This is a genomic window from Streptomyces sp. NPDC006430 (genome assembly GCF_040612395.1).
Lineage (GTDB): Bacteria > Actinomycetota > Actinomycetes > Streptomycetales > Streptomycetaceae > Streptomyces.
The window spans coordinates 149,266-166,758 of sequence record NZ_JBEXQA010000001.1; the positions used below are offsets into that span (position 1 = coordinate 149,266).

At 71.4% G+C, this 17,493-nt stretch carries 13 protein-coding genes; 7 read left to right on the top strand and 6 right to left on the bottom strand.

Features of this window, described 5'->3' with window-relative positions:
- Positions 1 to 9: 9 nt before the first annotated feature.
- The 6 genes from ABZZ20_RS00755 to ABZZ20_RS00780 all read left to right on the top strand — a co-directional run bounded on the left by ABZZ20_RS00755 (position 10) and on the right by ABZZ20_RS00780 (position 8,256).
- Entirely contained in the window at positions 10 to 1,431 is a 1,422-nt protein-coding gene (locus tag ABZZ20_RS00755; protein WP_356865270.1) for a lysine 2,3-aminomutase, read from the top strand.
- Positions 1,428 to 2,507, top strand: a complete 1,080-nt coding sequence (locus ABZZ20_RS00760) for an L-erythro-3,5-diaminohexanoate dehydrogenase (RefSeq protein ID WP_356865272.1) — start codon at positions 1,428 to 1,430, stop codon at positions 2,505 to 2,507. Before ABZZ20_RS00755 ends, ABZZ20_RS00760 begins: the two co-directional genes overlap by 4 nt.
- Positions 2,504 to 4,147 carry a lysine 5,6-aminomutase subunit alpha gene (locus tag ABZZ20_RS00765; protein WP_356865274.1) on the top strand — a complete coding sequence of 548 codons (1,644 nt, stop codon included), beginning with the start codon at positions 2,504 to 2,506 and terminating at the stop codon, positions 4,145 to 4,147. The genes ABZZ20_RS00760 and ABZZ20_RS00765 overlap by 4 nt, the downstream gene beginning before the upstream one ends.
- Positions 4,144 to 4,995 (top strand): OAM dimerization domain-containing protein, encoded by an 852-nt coding sequence (locus ABZZ20_RS00770; RefSeq protein ID WP_356865276.1) that lies wholly within the window; start codon positions 4,144 to 4,146, stop codon positions 4,993 to 4,995. The genes ABZZ20_RS00765 and ABZZ20_RS00770 overlap by 4 nt, the downstream gene beginning before the upstream one ends.
- A 68-nt stretch (positions 4,996 to 5,063) precedes the next feature.
- Complete coding sequence (locus ABZZ20_RS00775) at positions 5,064 to 6,674, top strand: amino acid adenylation domain-containing protein (RefSeq protein WP_356865278.1); 1,611 nt, start codon at positions 5,064 to 5,066, stop codon at positions 6,672 to 6,674.
- Positions 6,675 to 6,915: 241 nt separating this feature from the next.
- Positions 6,916 to 8,256: a diacylglycerol kinase family protein gene (locus tag ABZZ20_RS00780; RefSeq protein WP_356865280.1), complete on the top strand. Its 1,341-nt coding sequence runs from the start codon at positions 6,916 to 6,918 to the stop codon at positions 8,254 to 8,256.
- Positions 8,257 to 8,476: 220 nt separating this feature from the next.
- Here the strand turns inward: ABZZ20_RS00780 and ABZZ20_RS00785 are convergent, their stop codons facing one another.
- From ABZZ20_RS00785 to ABZZ20_RS00805, 5 genes are all read right to left on the bottom strand, one after another.
- Complete coding sequence (locus tag ABZZ20_RS00785) at positions 8,477 to 11,197, bottom strand: HAD-IC family P-type ATPase (protein ID WP_356865282.1); 2,721 nt, start codon at positions 11,195 to 11,197, stop codon at positions 8,477 to 8,479.
- 64 nt (positions 11,198 to 11,261) lie between these two features.
- Positions 11,262 to 12,281, bottom strand: a complete 1,020-nt coding sequence (locus ABZZ20_RS00790) for a polyphosphate kinase 2 family protein (RefSeq protein ID WP_356865284.1) — start codon at positions 12,279 to 12,281, stop codon at positions 11,262 to 11,264.
- Between the two features lie 3 nt (positions 12,282 to 12,284).
- A complete protein-coding gene (locus tag ABZZ20_RS00795; RefSeq protein ID WP_356865286.1) occupies positions 12,285 to 12,761 on the bottom strand; it encodes a three-helix bundle dimerization domain-containing protein in 477 nt (158 codons plus the stop codon).
- 710 nt (positions 12,762 to 13,471) lie between these two features.
- Entirely contained in the window at positions 13,472 to 13,819 is a 348-nt protein-coding gene (locus ABZZ20_RS00800; RefSeq protein WP_356866097.1) for a hypothetical protein, read from the bottom strand.
- 5 nt (positions 13,820 to 13,824) lie between these two features.
- On the bottom strand, positions 13,825 to 14,424 hold the full coding sequence (locus ABZZ20_RS00805) for an RNA polymerase sigma factor (protein WP_356865288.1): 600 nt from the start codon (positions 14,422 to 14,424) through the stop codon (positions 13,825 to 13,827).
- 441 nt (positions 14,425 to 14,865) lie between these two features.
- Here ABZZ20_RS00805 and ABZZ20_RS00810 point away from each other — a divergent pair, with 441 nt between their 5' ends.
- Entirely contained in the window at positions 14,866 to 15,081 is a 216-nt protein-coding gene (locus ABZZ20_RS00810) for a hypothetical protein (RefSeq protein ID WP_356865290.1), read from the top strand.
- Positions 15,082 to 15,316: 235 nt separating this feature from the next.
- On the opposite strand, the gene ABZZ20_RS00815 is transcribed toward ABZZ20_RS00810, so the two are convergent.
- Positions 15,317 to 17,017: a protein kinase gene (locus ABZZ20_RS00815; RefSeq protein ID WP_356865292.1), complete on the bottom strand. Its 1,701-nt coding sequence runs from the start codon at positions 17,015 to 17,017 to the stop codon at positions 15,317 to 15,319.
- Between the last annotated feature and the right edge of the window lie 476 nt (positions 17,018 to 17,493).

Here is a 17,493-nt window from a genome sequence, read left to right on the forward strand (position 1 = left end):
CCGAGGAACATGGTGTCCCGTTCACTGCGCGCCGACGCCGTCCCCGCGGACACCGTCGCCGAGCCCCTGCCGCAGCCCTACATCTACCGTCGTCACGAAGCCGTCGAACCGGACTGGCGGCGCTTCCCCGGATGGCGCGACGTCACCGAACAGCAGTGGCGCGACCCGCAGTGGCAGCGCGCCCACTGCGTCAAGAACGTGCGCCAACTGCACGAGATCGCCGGGTCCGGGCTCGACGAGGCGTTCTACGCCGACCTCGAGGCCGACCAGCGCGAACACGCCACGATGTCGATCCTGCTGCCGCCGCACGTGCTGAACACGATGGCGCCGCACGCACCCGTCGAGACGGCCGCCTGGTACGAGGACCCGGTGCGCCGGTACATGCTGCCGGTCGCCTCCGACCGGCATCCGTTGTGGCCCAGCCATCCGCTCGCCTCCCGCGACTCGCTGCACGAGGTGGAGATGTGGGCGGTGGAGGGCCTGACGCACCGCTATCCGACGAAGGTGCTCGCCGAACTGGTGACCACCTGCCCGCAGTACTGCGGGCACTGCACCCGGATGGACCTCGTCGGCACCTCGACCCCGCAGGTCACCAAGTACCGCTTCGTACTGCGTCCCGCCGACCGGCTGGACCGCATGATCGATTACCTGCGTGCCACGCCGACGGTCCGCGACGTCGTCGTGTCCGGCGGAGACGTGGCCAACGTGCCCTGGCCGCGGCTGGAGGCCTTCGTCGGCCGGCTGCTGGAACTGGACTCGGTACGGGACATCCGGCTGGCCAGCAAGGGCCTGATCGGGCTGCCCCAGCACTGGCTGTCCCCGCAGGTGCTCGACGGCGTCGCCAGACTGTCCGCCCGGGCCCGGGAGCGCGGCGTGTCGCTGGCCCTGCACACCCACGCCAACGCGGCGCAGCAGATCACGCCGCTGGTCGCGGAGGCGTCCCGGGCGCTGCTGGCGGCGGGCCTGCGCGACGTGCGCAATCAGGGCGTACTGCTGGACGGCGTCAACAGCACGCCCGAGGCACTGCTCGACCTGTGCTTCGCCCTGCTCGACTCGGCCGGGGTCATGCCGTACTACTTCTACCTCTGCGACATGATCCCGGGCGCCGAGCACTGGCGGCTGCCGCTGTCCCGCGCCCAGGCGCTGCAGCGCTCGATCATGGGCTACCTGCCGGGGTTCGCCACGCCGCGGGTCGTCTGCGACGTTCCGTACGTCGGGAAGCGCTGGGTGGACCAGACCGACGCCTACGACCGCGAGCGCGGCATCTCTTACTGGACCAAGAACTACCGCACGACGGTCGACCAGGACGACCCGGAGGCGCTGGACCGGGTGCACCACTACTACGACCCGGTGCACACCCTGCCCGAGGAGGGGCGCAAGTGGTGGACCAGCGCCGAGGCCGCCGAGACGCTGATGTGCGAGGCGTCATGACGTCCGGCGCGACACGCACCTCCTCGCCGTTCGGGCTGCACCGGGTCCTGGAGCCCGCCGGCGTACTGCCCCAGGCCGCCCGGCGGCTGGACACCGATCCGCAGCTCGCGCCCGACGAGGTCCGCATCGACGTCACGTGCCTGAACCTGGACGCGGCGTCGCTGCGGCAGTTGCGCGAGGCGCACGGCGGAGACGGGGACGCCGTGCGGCGCACGGTGTGCGACCTGGTCCGGGACCGCGGCAAGATACACAATCCGGTGACCGGGTCGGGCGGCATGCTGATCGGCACCGTCGCCGCCGTGGGGCCGCAGTCGCCGCTGGGCCTGCGGCCCGGCGACCGGGTCGCCACCCTGGTGTCCCTCACCCTGACGCCGTTGCAGATCACCGACGGGCTGCGTGACTGGGACGGGCTGAGCGAGCGCGTCCCGGCGCGGGGCCACGCGATCCTCTTCGGCCGGTCGATCGCCGCCGTCCTGCCGGACGACCTGCCCGACGAACTCGCCCTGTCCGTACTGGACGTGTGCGGCGCGCCGGCCCTCACCGCCCGGATCGTCGACTCGTACACCCGGTCCGGGACCGCTCCCTGCGTGCTGGTGCTCGGCGCATCCGGCAAGTCCGGATCGCTGGCGCTGGCGGCTGCCCGCCGCGCTGGCGCCGGCCGACTGGTCGGCGTGGTGCCCGATGCGGCGGAGGAGGCCGCGCTGCGCGCCGCTGGACTCGCCGACGAAGTGGTGCGGGCCGACGCCCGGGACGCGCTCGCCCTGCACGAGCTGCTCGACGGCGCGGGCGGTCCGGCCGACGTGACTGTCGTGTGCACGGACGTGGGTGGATGCGAGCACGCGGCAGTGCTGGGCACCCGCGACGGCGGCTCGGTCGTGTTCTTCTCGATGGCGACGTCGTTCAGTGCGGCGGCGCTCGGCGCCGAGGGGCTGGCCCGCGACGTCACCTTGCTGATCGGAAACGGCTACCAGCCGGGTCACAGCGCCCTCGCCCTCGACCTGGTCCGCGAGGTGCCGGGCGTACGCGCCCTGTTCGACCGTACCGCGGGACATGCGGGGAACGGAGACGTGCGATGACCGCCCCCGCCCCCGCGTCGGCAGACGCGCCCGCGCCTGCCTCTGTACCGGTCCGGGTCGGCCGAACCGGACCGACCGTCCCCGGAAAGCTGGGCCTGGACCCGGACACGGTGGCACGGGCCCGTGAGCTGGCGGCCCGCGCCGGCCGTCCCGTCGTCGATCTCGCCCGATCCCACACCACCGTGTCCGTCGAGCGCGCCACCCTGCGCCTGGCCGGACTGGACGGTGCCGACCCCGAGGGCATCCCGTGGGTGAACCGGCTCGTCGACACCGTGGCCGACGCCGTTGGACTGGAGCACGGCGTATGCCTGCCGGTGTGGGACGCGCTGCGCACCGGCCGGTACCGGAACCTGGCCGATCTGGCGGCCTGCGCCGCCGCCCGCACCGTGTCGTTCCGGATCCCCGCGGGCGCGGACGCGGACGAGGCGGCGCGCGCGGCCCGGAGCGCGGTCGCCCGGGGCATCGACACCATCGACGCCCGCCGCGCAGAACGCACGCGCATGGCGGCGGAACTGGGCGATCCGCCCGCCCCCTGGATCTACCTGATCGTGGCCACGGGCGACATCTACGAGGACATCCGGCAGGCCCAGGCGGCGGCCCGCGGCGGCGCCGACGTGATCGCGGTCATCCGTTCCACCGGCCAGTCGCTCCTCGACTACGTTCCGGAGGGCGCGACCCGCGAGGGGTACGCAGGCACCTACGCCACGCGCGAGAACTTCCGGCTGATGCGCGCCGCACTCGACGAGGTGTCCGCCGAGCTGGGCCGCTACGTACGGCTCACCAACTACGCGTCCGGGCTGTGCATGCCGGAGATCGCCGCCCTGGCCGGGCTGGAACGTCTCGACATGATGCTCAACGACTCGATGTACGGAATCCTCTTCCGAGACATCAACCCCGTGCGTACCTTCGTCGACCAGCGGTTCTCGCGGCAGCTGCACGCCCGCGCCGGCATCCTCATCAACACGGGCGAGGACAACTACCTCACCACCGCCGACGCCGTCGACGCAGCCCACACGGTGACGGCCAGTCAGCTGCTCAACGAGTACTTCGCCAAGGAGGCGGGGCTGCCGGACGGACAGCTCGGTCTCGGCCATGCCTTCGAGATCGACCCGGACCGGCCGGAGTCGTTCCGCCTGGAGCTGGCCCACGCCCTGCTGGCCCGCGAGCTCTTTCCGGACGCACCGCTCAAGTGGATGCCGCCGACCCGGCACATGACCGGCGACGTCTTCCGCGGCTACCTGCTCAACGGCTTCTTCAACCTGGCCGGAGCACTCACCGGGCAGAGCATCCTGCTGGTCGGGATGATGACGGAGGCCGTGGTCACCCCGTTCCTGTCCGACCGCGACCTGGCCCTGCAGAACGTCCGATACGTCCTGGGCGCGGCCGGCTCGCTGGCCGAGGACTTCCGCCCCGCCCGGGACGGGTTCATCGCCCGGCGCGCCCACGACGTGCTCGACGAGGCCGTAGGGCTGCTGGCGCACATCTGCGACGAAGGCCTGCTGGACGCCATTGGGCGCGGCACCTTCGGCGGTATGCGGCGTCCCGCGGACGGCGGCCGCGGGGCGGACGGCGTGGTGCGCCGCGCACCCGGCTACTGCAATCCGGCCGCCGACATCCTGGATGGAACCGAGGCCCGATGATCACCGATCCCCAGCCCGCCAATTCTCAGCCCCTCAACACCCAGCCCGTCGACTCCCAGCCCGTCGACTCCCTGACCACGGGCCCGGTCCGCCCCTACGGCGACACCACTGACGACGGCATGGTGCAACTGTCCTTCACCCTGCCCCTGCCGCACGGCGCCCGCGCCGAGGGCGCCGCGCTCCAACTCGCCCGCCGGATGGGGATGGAGCGCCCGCTGCTGGTGCACAGCAAGGCAGTCGGCGGCACCGACTTCAGTTTCTTCGTCGTGTACGGAGCCGTCGCCCACGCCGTGGACCTCGCGCAGGTGCAGGTGGCGGAGCGCGACTATCCGCTGCTCTCCGCCAAGGAGGCGGACACGGCGATCCGTGACGGGCTCGGACGCAAGCTCGTCGTCCTCGGTGCCTGCATCGGCACCGACGCGCACACCGTCGGCATCGACGCCATCCTCAACATCAAGGGGTTCGCGGGCGAGAAGGGCCTGGAGTACTACAAGGCGATGCGCGTCCTCAACCTGGGCGCGCAGGTGCCGGTCGACGAACTGGTGCGCAGGGCGCGGGCCGAGCAGGCCGACGCGGTCCTGGTGTCCCAGGCCGTCACCCAACGCGATGCCCACCTCACCAACGTGCGCGAGCTGAGCGCGGAACTGCGGGCCGAGTTCGCGGACCACGAGCGGCCGCTTCTGGTGGTCGGCGGTCCCCGGTTCGACGCCTCGTCGGCCGCCACGCTCGGCGCCGATCGGATCTTCGGCCGCGGCACCACACCGGGCGACGTGGCGAGCTACCTGGTGCACGCACTGGTCCCCGCCGCGTCCCCCGTGTCCGCGGCCGTCCTGGAGGGCGCCGTCTGACGGTCCGCCCCGCCCGCGGACCCGCTCCGTCCCTCGCCCGCCCCGCAACGTTCCCCTGGGAGGATCCGATGAACACCCACACCGGCGTCGACACGCTGCCGGCCCCGAACCGGCCCGCCGGTGACGTCGACGGTCCGCTGACGGCCGCCGGCGCGGACCCGGCCGGGTCCGCGCGACCCGCCGACCGCATCGACACCCGCTTCGCCGGCGCCGCCGTACGCAACGCCGCCCGCACCGCGACCTGCGACGCCGACGGTACGACGTCCTACCTCGAACTGGACCGGCTCGCAGACGAGATCGCGCAGCGCCTCCAGGGCCGCACCGGCCCGGGCCGACTGGTGGCGCTGCGTGCCGCCCGCAGCCGCTACGCGCCCGGCGCCGTCCTCGGCATCCTGCGTTCCGGCGCCGCGTACCTGCCGGTCGACCCCAACTACCCGGCGGCCCGTCAGGAGTACCTGCTCCAGGACTCCGGCACCGAACTGGTGCTGTCCGACAGCGGCCTGCTGGCCGACGAGACCCCGATCGCCGAGGCGGGCCCCTTCGTACTGGCGGCCCGCACCGCGTCCCGTGCGGGTGCCGCCGCGCCGCCGCTCCTCCCCGACGACACCGCGTACGTCATCTACACCTCGGGCTCCACCGGCAACCCCAAGGGCTGCATGGTCGGCCACGCCCAGGTCCTCGCCCTGATGGACGCCGCCGTGCCGCTGCTCGGCACCGGCGCGGACGACGTGTGGACGCTCTTCCATTCGCTGAGCTTCGACTTCAGCGTCTGGGAGCTGTGGGGGCCGCTGCTGTACGGCGGCCTGCTGGTCGTCGTCGACCGGGAGGCCGCGACGGACCCGCTGGAGTTCGCCGGACTGCTGGCCTCCCGGCGCGTGACCGTCCTGAACCAGGTGCCGTCGGCGTTCGGCAACCTCGTCGCCGAGGCCGTCGCCGAGCAGGTCCGCCTGCCCGACCTGCGCCGGGTCGTCTTCGGTGGCGAGGCGCTCGTGCCCGCGGACGTGGAGCGCTGGTGGGACGCCGGGATCGCACCGGACGCGGAACTGATCAACATGTACGGGATCACCGAAACCACGGTCCACGTCACCCACTGCCCGCTGACCCGCGAGACGTTGCGGGACGCCGTGCCCGGCCGGACACCGATCGGCCGTCCGCTCCCGCACCTCGCGGTCACCCTGAGGGACGCCGGGGGGCGGCCCGTGCCGGTCGGCGAGCCGGGCGAGATCTGCGTCGGCGGCACCGGCGTCAGCCACGGCTACCTGGGGCGGCCCGACCTGACCGCGGCACGTTTCGTCGATGCCGGGGACGGGGCCGGTCGGTACTACCGCAGCGGTGACTGGGCGGTCGCCGACGCCGACGGCCTGTTGTACTACGCCGGCCGTCAGGACGGCCAGGTCAAGCTGCGCGGGTTCCGCATCGAACTCGGCGAGATCGAGTCGGCGCTGCGCGCCGTGCCGGGCGTGGCGGGCGCGGCCTGTCTGGTGACCCGGGACGGTCACGGCGACCCGTCGCTCACCGCGTACGTCGTGGCGGACCGCGACACCGTGCCGGCGTCAATGGTCCGTACGACGCTCGCCGAGCGTCTGCCGGCGCACATGGTGCCGCAGCACGTCCGCCACCTGGACCGGCTGCCGGTGACCGCGCACGGGAAGCTCGACCGCGCGGCCCTGGCCGCGTAGCGCGGCACGGACCGCAGCGCTCGACACCGGCACTGCGGTCCGACCCCGCAGAGGTCACGGTGGGCCGCGGAGCGTCGTGCAAGCGAACGGACGTGCTGGAAAGCCGTCGACGTGCTCGGATGCCCGGTGGACATGCCGCGCGGGGTGACCGCTCGTAGCCTGAAGCTGGATGCCCGTGGACGTCCCTGTCCACGGGAAGAGGTTTCTGCCCGGCGGTCGGCGGGCGGCGGGAGGTTGCCCCATGAGCAGGCGCGGGACCGCCCGCCTGTCCCTCGCGGCGGGCACTGCGGCGATTCTGGTGCTGGTGGTCTTCGGCGAACTCTCAAGCCTCGTGCTCATGGGGGTGGGATGGGCGGGCCTGGTGCTCACGGCGGCCGGCGTGTGGTGGATGCTCACCCGCACCGGCTGGATCAGGGTGCTGGCCGCGCTGCTGGTGGTCGCCGTGCCGCTCGGTGTCCTGGTTCTGTACGCGACCGCCGGGCTGCTCTGGGTCGTCCTGCTCTCGCTCGGTCTATGGGCGCTGGCCGTTTCCGCGGGCAGGGCCGCCCTCGCCGAAGACCGTCCGCCGAGCATGCCGGAGCGCTCCGTCAGCCGGGCCGAGCATCCGTTCCTGATCATGAATCCGCGCTCGGGCGGCGGAAAGGTCGAGAAGTTCCACCTGGCGGAGCGGGCCAGGGCCCTGGGAGCCGAGGTCGTCGTGCTGGATCCGGACCGGCGGCAGGACGTGGCCGAGCTGGCACAGCGGGCCGTCCGGGGCGGAGCAGATCTGCTCGGCGTGGCGGGTGGCGACGGTACGCAGGCACTGGTCGCCGGCGTGGCTGCGGAGCACGACATTCCCTTCATGGTGATCAGCGCCGGCACCCGAAACCACTTCGCCATGGACCTGGGCCTGGACCGGCAGGACCCCTCCCGGTGTCTGGAGGCACTGACCGACGGCGTCGAGCTGCGCATCGACCTCGGCTACCTCCATGCGGGAGAGCCCGTGGACCGGAGCGCGGGGCGCGTCTTCATCAACAACGCCTCGTTCGGCGTGTACGCGGAAGTGGTGCAGAGTCCCGCCTATCGCGACGACAAGGCCCGCACGATCCTGGAGATGCTGCCGGATCTGCTGACTCACCACAGCGGCGCGCGGCTGAGTGTCCGTGCCGGTTCGCTGACCATGGAGGGTCCCCAGGCCGTACTGGTGAGCAACAACCCCTACCAGAGGGGTGACCCGGCCGGGCTGGGGCGCCGGGAGCGTCTGGACTCCGGCGAGCTGGGGGTGCTGGGCGTCGGCGTCGGCAACACCGCCGAAGCGACGGAGCTCCTGCTGCGGGGCGGGCAGGGCCGTGGGCTGACCGAGGGTACCGCCCGGGAGGTCGTCGTCGACGCCGACGCTCCCGTCATCCCGGTCGGTGTCGACGGTGAAGCGTTGACGATGCCGACTCCGGTGCGCTGCCGTCTCGCGCCCGGCGCTCTGCGCGTGCGCGTGCCACGGCGCCGGCCGGGCGTACCGCACAGCACGCCGCCGATGGACTGGGGCCGGGTGCGGCGCCTGGCGCTGACGATGGGGCAGGTGGCGGCAGGACGCGGCGCCGCCTGATCACCGGCTGGTGCCGGTCCGGCCGACGAACGGCGTCCGGTGTGAACCGCCTGCGGTACGGGTGCGGTCAGGGGTCATGCCATGCGACACCAGAAGCGTGGTCAGGACGACTCCCGCGACTAGTCCTTGGCCAGCCCACTGGCGCTGGTAGGACGACACCGCACGCGGGCGAGGACGGGGGAACAGCCGACGCATCAGAGGACGGGGAACAGCCGACGCATCACGTGCTTCTCGACCGGCGGGCCAGGAGCTTGCCCAGTTCCCACAGGAGCAGGAGCGCGAAGGCGGACAGCAGGGCCCAGCCGAACTGCCGCGCGTTGATCGACGTTGTTCCGAGGAGCCTGCGGAAGCCGTCCATCTGGGTCACCAGCACCGTCAGCGCGAACTGGACCAGGGCCACCCGGTTCATCTGCTTGCTGTCGAAGGTGGACGGGGTCAGCACCGAATCCGTCTCGCTGCGGCACTCGAACGCGGCCACGATCAGACAGAGGGCGAAGGCGGTGAACGCGATCGACTGACCGGTCTCGACGCTGTCGAAGTGGGCCTCGCCGAGCTTGATGAGTCCGAGCAGGACGATGCTGATCGCCAGCCCGCCGATTCCGACCGTGAGCAGTACGGGGCGGGTGAGCACCGATTCCCCTCGCGGACGCGGCCTGCGCTTCATGAGCCCGGGGCTCTCCTGGTCGAAGCCCAGAGCGAAGCCGAAGGAGGCGTTGACCACGAAGTGGATCCACAGCACCTGCGGCGGGGTGAAGGGCTCACCGGCGGCGATGTTGAAGACGGTGGCCCCGAGGAAGGTCACCACGAAGGTGACCAGCAGCAGCAGTACGAACCGGATGTACTTGGTGAGGTTGTCGTAGATCCGCCGGCCCTGCTCCACGGCGTAGACGATGGTGGCGAAGTTGTCGTCGGAGAGGATCATGCGTCCGGCGTTCTTCGCCACGTCCGTGCCGCTGCCCATGGCGATACCGATGTCGGCCGCCTTGATGGCGGGCGCGTCATTGACGCCGTCCCCGGTCATCGCCACGACGTCGCCCTTCTTCTTGAGCGTGTTGGCGAGCAGCACCTTGTGCTCCGGTGCGACGCGCCCCACCACACCGATGTCGTCGATGCGCGCGAGTTGCTCCTCCTCGCTCATGGCGGCGAAATCGGCGCCGAGGACGGCCTCGCCGGGAATGCCGAGCTGCCGGGCGATCGCCGCACCGGTGGTGACGTCGTCTCCGGTCACCATGCGGACCCGGATGTGCCCGGCCTGGGCGTCGGCCACGGCAGCCTTGGCGGCCTCGCGGGGCGGATCGACCATGCCGACGAGACTGGTCATCCGCAGGTCGGTGACGTACGTGAGCAGGTCGCCCTCCGGATCGAAGCCGGCGGGGTCCAGATCACGGGTGGCCGCAGCCATCACCCGGCGCCCCTCGCCGCCCATCCGTTCGGTCTGCGCCTGGGCACGCCCGGCCAGGTCGGCGTCCCACGCAACGGTCTCGCCCGCCGCGAATGCTGTGGTGGCCCGCGCCACCACCGCCGGGACCGCGCCCTTGACGAAGCACCGGACGACCTGCTGCCCGGAGGCGTCGACCGCCGAATTGAAGGTGGCCATCAGTTTGTAGCCCGGGTCGAACGGCAGCGTGGCGAGCCGGGGCAGGCTCTCCCTGGTGGCATCGACGTCCAGCCCGGCCTTGTGCGCGAGCAGCAGCAGCGCGCCCTCGGTGGGATCGCCCACCACCTTGCCGTCCACCAGCTTCGCGTCGTTGGCCACCAGGTACGGCAGAATCGCCTCCTCGATGCGGTCGGTGGAACCTGCGGCGTGGTGGATCTTCCCTTCGAGCCCGTAGCCGGTGCCCGAGACGGTGTACCGGTCGGTGGGGCTGATCACTTCGACGGCGGTCATCTGGTTCATCGTCAGGGTGCCGGTCTTGTCCGAGTTGATCGCCGACGTGTACGCCAGGGTCTCGACCGAGGGCAGTTCCTTGACGATGGCGTTCCGCTCCGCCAGGTTGAGGCTGCCGACGGACAGGATGGCCTGGGTCACGGTCGGCAGGGCCTCTGGGATGGCGGCGATGGCCAGTGAGACCGCGCTGATGAACAGGGCGTCCCAGGCCTGGTCCCGTTGCCGCCCCAAGGCGAACATCACGATCATGGTCAGGCCCGCCGCTCCGGTGATCCACAGCGTCAGGGTGTCGAGCTCCTTGGTGAGCGGTGGCAGCTCCTTCTCGGTGGCCGACAGCATTCCGGAGATCTTGCCGAGTTCGGTGCGGGCGCCGGTCGCGGTGACGACGAGTACGCCGCTGCCATGGGTGACCGGGGTGTTCATGAACGCCATGTTCGTCTGGTCGCCGGGTGTCGGTCGGGCGCCCTCCAGCGTGCCGGTGTCCTTCGAGGCGGGAACGCTCTCGCCGGTGAGCGCCGACTCGTCGATCTGCAGGGCACTGGCTTCGATGATGCGTCCGTCCGCCGCCACTTGGTCCCCGGCGGCGATGAGCACGATGTCGCCGACGACGAGCTGTTCGGCGGGGATCTCGGCCTCCGTCCCGTCCCTGCGCACCCTCGCCGTCGCCTTCATCATCGACTGCAGCGCGTTCATCGCGCTCTCGGCCTTGCCCTCCTGGCGCAGGCCGATGATCGCGTTCAGCAGGGTCAGGACGACCAGCAGGATGGCGGTGGTCCACTCCCTGATGAGTAGCGAGACGACCGCCGCGGCCAAGAGGACGAGCTGCATGTAGCTGCGGTACTGCATGAGGAACCGGCGCCAGGTCGGAGTTCGCTTCTCCTCGGGCAGCGAGTTCGGGCCGTGCGCGGTCAGGAGTTCCGCGGCCCGTGCCGCGGAGAGACCGACCGCAGGATCGACGCCGAACGCAGCTACGACCTCCTCGGGAGCACGCGTGTACCAGCCGCCCTCCGAAGCCCGAGGCTCCTTTCCCACCGAATCCGACCGCACCGTCATCGTTCTGCCTCCGATCCGTGTCCCCGGACGCGTCCGGGCCGATCGCGCGCCGATCCGACAGGCCCTAGCCGCGCTTCTTCTTCCTTTTCTTCTTCTTCGGCCTGTTCCCCGTCTGCCCGTCTCCGCGGTCAGTGGTTCCGGAGGCCGATGGATGTACGGAGGCGTACGGATCGGCCGGGGTCCCGGCGGGGGCTTCCTGCTCCAGCTCCCACTTGGTGACGAGCAGATCCCTGCGCGCCTCGTTCCCCACGTCGGGGTACTGGGGGTCGATGTCCATCAGGGTGTGCACGAGGACCGCCGCCGCCGAGATCCGGGCGAACCACTTCCGGTCCGCCGGCACGACGTACCACGGCGCCCACTTCGTACTCGTGGCCGACAGCATCTCGGAGAACGCGTCCTGGTAGTCGTCCCACCGGCGCCGCTCCCGGACGTCGGCCGCAGAGAACTTCCAGTTCTTCTCCGGCAGGTCGATCCGCTTCAGGAAGCGGGTGCGCTGCTCTTCCTTGGACAGGTTCAGAAAGATCTTCACCACTTTGAACCCGTTGTCCGTGAGGTGGCGCTCCCAGTCGTTGATCTCCCGGTAGCGTCGGTCCCACAGGCCCGACCGACGTGCGCTCTCCGGCAGCTTCTGCCGTACGAGGTGCTCGGGATGGACCCGAACGACCAGGACCTCCTCGTAGTGCGAGCGATTGAAGATGGCGATCTCGCCGCGCGTGGGCAGCCGCTGGGCGTAACGCCACAGGTAGTCGTGGTCGAGCTCCTCGGCGGAGGGCACCTTGAAGCTGCTGACCCGGACGCCCTGGGGATTGACACCGCTCATCACGTGGCGGATCGTCCCGTCCTTGCCACCGGCGTCGAGTGCCTGGAGACAGAGCAGTACGCCGTACGTGTCCTGGGCGGCCAGCCGATCCTGGTACTCGGCCAGCAACGACACTCCGGTCCGCAGCAGCTCGATCCCTTTCCGCTTCTTCAGACCGGCCTTGTAGCGGGGATCGAAGTCCCGGTCCAGGCGCACCTTCGATCCCGGTTTCACCCGTAGTGGCCGGATGAAATCCGCGATGCGTTCGGCTCTCTCGTCCGTCATCACCTATGAGTCCTTTACTGAGTCCTTCTCCGGTCCGGGGTGGGCAGGCGTCTCGGCGGCCAAGTCGATCACAGCCGGCTCCGCACCGCTTCGGGGCCCGTTGGACGGTGTTGCGTCCGGCTCCGGGCCGTCTTCCACGTCGGCGACGGCCTGACCGGCAGCCGTGCGACAGACGGCACTGAGCGTCTTCCGGGACCGGCGTTCGACCAGGATCGGGACGTAGGCTCTGACCCTGGCCCGGTGGAACGATTCGTACGCGGTCCTGACCGTCGCCTCGACCGTCGCCGCGTCCACAGAGGGATAGGCGGCCCTCAGCCGAGCCACGGTGTTCCGGATGGAGACGAGTTCGTCCTGCGAGTCGAGCGGCGGGCGGTTCGGCGGCCCTACGGGATCGGCGCGCTCCACCGGCCCGGAGCGATGACCCAAGCCCTCGACGGGCAGGCGCGCGCCGACTTGGGGCGCCTGCTCTTCGACCGTCATGGCGGCACTGATCCCATGTCCCATGACCTCCAGACCGCAGAACCCCCGCATCTCGCCATCGCCGCGAGAAGGCCTTCGCGCTCATTGTCTGCTCGCCCGGACAAGATCGCTCCCCGGGGCAGCGGTCGAGACGCCACAGATGGAGGCGTCGGTGCACTGCCGCGGGGCCGCAGACCGAGCGGACTCGCCCCCGCGCAGCGGGCCACCGGGCCCGGAGGGTCTGCTGGCAGGGGCCGACGAGGCGGAACGCGGCCGGCTGGCCGCTGTGCCGTCGTGGAGGCCGGGGGCCGTGTGCGGCCCCCGCAGCCGCCCGCCGACCCGTGGTCGAGGCCATCCGAGCAGCCGAGAGAACCCGGACAGCGAGAACCTCGTCCGTCGCGGGTCCGAGGAGAAGACGAGGATCCCCGCTGGCAGTCCCTTGCAGGACACGCCGCACGTCGGTGGGTCCGTCAGCAGCACGCATGGAGGGCCGTGACGCCTGCCGGGCCCGTCGGGGTGCCTGCCCGCAGTCGCCCGTTCTCAGAGCGGGACGCCGCACCGCCGGCGATCCGGTTGCTGAGCAGTACGCAGAAGACCATTGGCTGACGTGCCGAGGATCGGCCCCGACCCGATACAGCGCCGCGTCAACCGCCGTTCCGAACCTCCGTCTTCGGTCGGCGGTTTCCCGCCCACGAGTTGGGGGTGAATTCGACGGTTGGCGGCCCTTTGTGTCAGCGGCTGTCGGCTGGCGGCTCGTGCGCGGCGTTCGCCGCCGGGTGAGCCTTGGCGAGGGTGCAGACGCCGTCCACGCACTGGCGCTCCAGACGGCCGCGCGAGATGGTCTGCGCCAGGCCGACCATCCAGCAGGTGGGGCAGCCGCGGAAGGCGATCAGGGCCAACGGTGCCGCCAGCAGAGTGGCCGGGCCGGCGACGGGCACCAGGGCGATCGAGCCGAGGATCAGCCCGAAGCCGATGACGCCACGCGCCAGGTGGCGTGGGACGGACTTGCTGGCGAAGTTCGTACCGGGCCCCCCGGACTGCGCGGTGGCCCGGGCCTTCGCGCCCTGCGCGGTGTTCACGGTGTTCACGGTTGTGAGTCTCCTCCGGCTGGTTGGTCGATGGCTTGGCCGGGCGCTCGGTCGGTCGCTGCCAGTGAGTGACGGAGGGCTGCGCGCGCTCTGTGCAGCCGCGATTTCATCGCGGCGTTGCTCAGACCGAGTGAACGGGCGACGGTCTTGCCTGGCAGGCCCTGCACGTCCCGCATGATCAGGACCTGCCGCTGGTCACGGGGAAGGGCACTGACCGCAGCCGCGATCCGCTCCACCTCCAGCCTGTGCAGCACCGCGTCCTCGGCGGACCGTTCCGCGGACGAGTCCGGTTCGGTCGACGCCTCGTCCCTCCGCGAGACGAGTTGCCGTACCTGCCGGAGGCATTCGTTGCGCACGATCCGGAACATCCATGAGGCGAGCGCACCAGTGGCCCTCAAGGTGCCGATCTTCCGGTAGAGGGTGATCAGCGCCTCCTGTGCCGCGTCCTCCGCGTCCTGCGGCGATGCGCACAGCGACATGGCGAACTTGCGCACATGAGGCTGCGATTCCATGACGACGGTGGCGAGCGAAGTGGCATCGCCGTCCTGAGCGGCCTTGATCAGCCGGTCGTCCGGCCAAGCGAATCGTTGTTTCATCTGTTACTCATATTCGGAAGGCGCCCTGCGCGGCGCTGGTCAGCGTCGGCTCTTGTAGCGCCGCATCAGGTGCCAACTGCACGCGCCCACGAGCAGGGCTCCGATCACAATGAGGCCAGCGACCATCATGGGTGTTTCCTCCCGGTTCTGCCGGCCCGTTCGGCCGGTACGCAGATAAGAGGCGGGGAGGTCCGGAAAGGATTCACCTCCGGTCGAAGTTTTCTGTGCACGGTCCATGGCCCCGCTCGCGCAGCCACGGCACGCGGTCCGGGACGGTCACCACGCGGCCAGGAAGGTGAGGGGGGATCCTCCGTCAGGTGCGGGCGCGAGCGCCCGTCACGGCCACCCGAGGGCGCCGCCCACGTGACCTTCCGCAAGCGGACGGGGAGTTGGGCCCGGACACATGGCGCCATCCGCGCGGAGTAGGAAGAAACGATCACCATGGCCGCCCGGCCGCCCGGCCGCCCGGCCGCCCGGCCGCCCGGCCGCCCGGCCGCCAGGTTGCTCGTCGTCACGGCACTGCCGCTCGCGCCCGCCTCGTTCTTCACCGCCGACCCGGCGGTCACGCGTGACATCGCGCGCCCCCAGCTGTCGGCCACCGCCGAAGCTCGGTGCGACGTCGCGGACGGAGATCACCGGGATCTCCCGCCGAGGTGACGGTCACCGAGAAGCCCCTGGCCGGCGTCGTGTGCGGCGGGCTCCCAGCAGGTCAACGACGACAGTCCGGGCCGTCGGCGGTGCGGCGCGTGGTCTCCCGCGGGTGGGGAAGCGGTCGGCGTCGGCCCAGCGTCGCGCCCTGTCCACGCCCATGCCGAGCAGCCGAGCAGCCGAGCCGCCTGACCGATGGAGTAGGGCTCCGGACGCGCAGCATACGTCGGGTGGCGGCGGGAGGCTAACACGCGGGGGACGAGCCCTTCTGGCCGGTGAGGTCACGGTTGTACAGCCACCCGGTGGTGTTCGTGCCGTCCACGCGCACGTACGTCCACTGATTGCCGTACGAGTTGACGATGTAGCAGTGGTACCAGAGCTTCGTGCCGTCCTTGACCAGGGCGCCGGTGGGGCAGTTCTGGTACGGCGCGGCCAGTAGGTGGTGGTCGCCGGAAATGTAGCCGTAGGTGCCCGGCTTCGGGTCCTTGTGGGTCCAGCCGGTGCAGCCCGTCGGTACGGGGCTCGGCTGGGCCGGGCCGGGGGAGGACGCCGTCGAGGAGGGTGGCGCCGTGTCCGACTTCTTCGAGGCGGCGGCGGACGGCTTGGCCCGGGACCCGGAACCGGAGGGTGAGGGCCCCGTGGTGTCCGTGTCCTTGCCCGGTAGGCCGCCGGCCGCCGGGGAGCCACTACCGGGCACCGGCACCGGCGTCGGCGCCGCCACCCGCACCTGGTCACCGCCGCCCCCCGTGGTCACGGCGTAGGTGACACCGCCGGCTGCGAGTACTGCGACGGCCGCCGCGGCTATCGCGACCCGGCTGCGGCGGCGCGCCCGGTCCGCGACCTCGGAGTTCCGTGCGGCGGTCGGCGGCTGGCCCGGCGGGGGGAATCCGTTGTGCTGAGCCGGGACATGAGGTTGCGGAAACGATACGGCGCCCACACCGCCACCGACCACGCCACCGACCACGCCACCGACGACCGGCGGCGGCCCGAAGCCGACGGGCGGCCCCACGACGGACGGTGCCGTCGGGGTCGGCGCCCCGGCGGTGGGACTCGGCTGCGCGGGCTGCGCCCCGGCTCCGCCCGCCGCCACCCGTTCCAGCATCGCGCGGGCCTGGTCGGCGGTGGGCCGGATATCCGGCTCCTTCGCCATCAGAGCCAGCAGAACCGGCGCGAGCGGTCCCGCCCGCCGGGGCTCGGGCAGCGGTTCGGCGACGATCGCGGCCAACGTGGACCACACCGAAGTGCGGCGGAACGGCGAGACGCCCTCCACTGCCGCGTACAGGGTCATCCCGAGCGACCAGATGTCCGAGGCCGGGCCGGGCTCCCTGCCCTGCGCGCGCTCCGGCGGCAGGTAATCGAGCGAGCCGACCAGCTCACCGCTGCGGGTCAGTTTCGCCATGGCCTCGTCGCCGGAGGCCTCCATGGTGGCGATGCCGAAGTCAGTGAGCACGACCCGGCCGCCCCGCTCCAGCAGCACGTTGCCCGGCTTCACGTCCCGGTGCAGGACGCCGGCCTGGTGCGCGGCGTCGAGCGCGTCCATCAGCTTGGCGCCGATCGCGGCGGCCTCGTACGGGTCGAGCGCGCCGCGCTGCGCCACCAAGTCGTCGAGCGAGGGTCCGTCGACGAGTTCCATGACGATGACCGGCAGGCCCTGCTCCTGGGTCACGTCGTGCACGGTGACCACCCCGCTGTGCCGGATGCGGGCGGCGGCCTGCGCCTCGCGCTCCATCCGGGAGCGCAGGTCGGCCAGTTCGGACTCGCTCGCGTCGGTGTAGGCCCGCAGGACCTTGACGGCGACCTCCCTGGCGAGCAGTTCGTCGACGGCCCGCGCGACCACTCCCATGCCGCCGCGGCCGATCACGGAGGTCACCCGGTAGCGCCCCCCGAGCACCTTGCCGACGAGATCCCCGTCGTTCTCTCGCCCCTTTTGGCCCGCTGGCACCACATGCTCCGTTCCACGACCGGTATTCGTTTCGACGCCCTGACGGGGCACAAGCGTAGATGCATGATCGACCGGCAGGTCGTGCGGTCGACGCCCGCGCCCCGGCGGCCCTCAGGTTCGCGGCAGATGCGACGTCGTGTTTTCGTAGCCGGCACTGCCGGGCCGCTCGGCCGGGGCATAGGAGAAGGCTTTCAGCATTCCGGTCTCGAAAGCGTCGCAGGAGGACAGTTCGGCACGGCCGCCCAACGCACCTACCAGGCCGTCCGCGCGAGCTCGGAGGCGCGGCGCTGAGCCGGCTGGCCACCGCCATGATGCACGGCCAGGACCTGCCGTCCCTGCTCGAGTAGGTAAGGGAGGACTTCGGCCTGGACGCGGTCAGCCTGCTGGAGAGGGATACCGGGCATGGCGCCGAGCTCCGCTGGTACGTCCTTGCCGGCGCCGGCGAGGATCCACCCGAGCGCCCTTATGACGCCGACGTG

Bases quoted from the DNA above. Each gene is read 5' to 3' on its own strand.
- ABZZ20_RS00790 (WP_356865284.1), bottom strand. From the start codon at position 12,281: ATGACGGACGAGAGAGCCGAACGCATCGCGGATTTCATCCGGCCACTA.
- ABZZ20_RS00770 (WP_356865276.1), top strand. From the start codon at position 4,144: ATGATCACCGATCCCCAGCCCGCCAATTCTCAGCCCCTCAACACCCAG.
- ABZZ20_RS00805 (WP_356865288.1), bottom strand. From the start codon at position 14,424: ATGAAACAACGATTCGCTTGGCCGGACGACCGGCTGATCAAGGCCGCT.
- ABZZ20_RS00780 (WP_356865280.1), top strand. From the start codon at position 6,916: ATGAGCAGGCGCGGGACCGCCCGCCTGTCCCTCGCGGCGGGCACTGCG.
- ABZZ20_RS00810 (WP_356865290.1), top strand. From the start codon at position 14,866: ATGGCCGCCCGGCCGCCCGGCCGCCCGGCCGCCCGGCCGCCCGGCCGC.
- ABZZ20_RS00775 (WP_356865278.1), top strand. From the start codon at position 5,064: ATGAACACCCACACCGGCGTCGACACGCTGCCGGCCCCGAACCGGCCC.
- ABZZ20_RS00765 (WP_356865274.1), top strand. From the start codon at position 2,504: ATGACCGCCCCCGCCCCCGCGTCGGCAGACGCGCCCGCGCCTGCCTCT.
- ABZZ20_RS00795 (WP_356865286.1), bottom strand. From the start codon at position 12,761: ATGACGGTCGAAGAGCAGGCGCCCCAAGTCGGCGCGCGCCTGCCCGTC.
- ABZZ20_RS00755 (WP_356865270.1), top strand. From the start codon at position 10: ATGGTGTCCCGTTCACTGCGCGCCGACGCCGTCCCCGCGGACACCGTC.
- ABZZ20_RS00785 (WP_356865282.1), bottom strand. From the start codon at position 11,197: ATGACGGTGCGGTCGGATTCGGTGGGAAAGGAGCCTCGGGCTTCGGAG.
- ABZZ20_RS00760 (WP_356865272.1), top strand. From the start codon at position 1,428: ATGACGTCCGGCGCGACACGCACCTCCTCGCCGTTCGGGCTGCACCGG.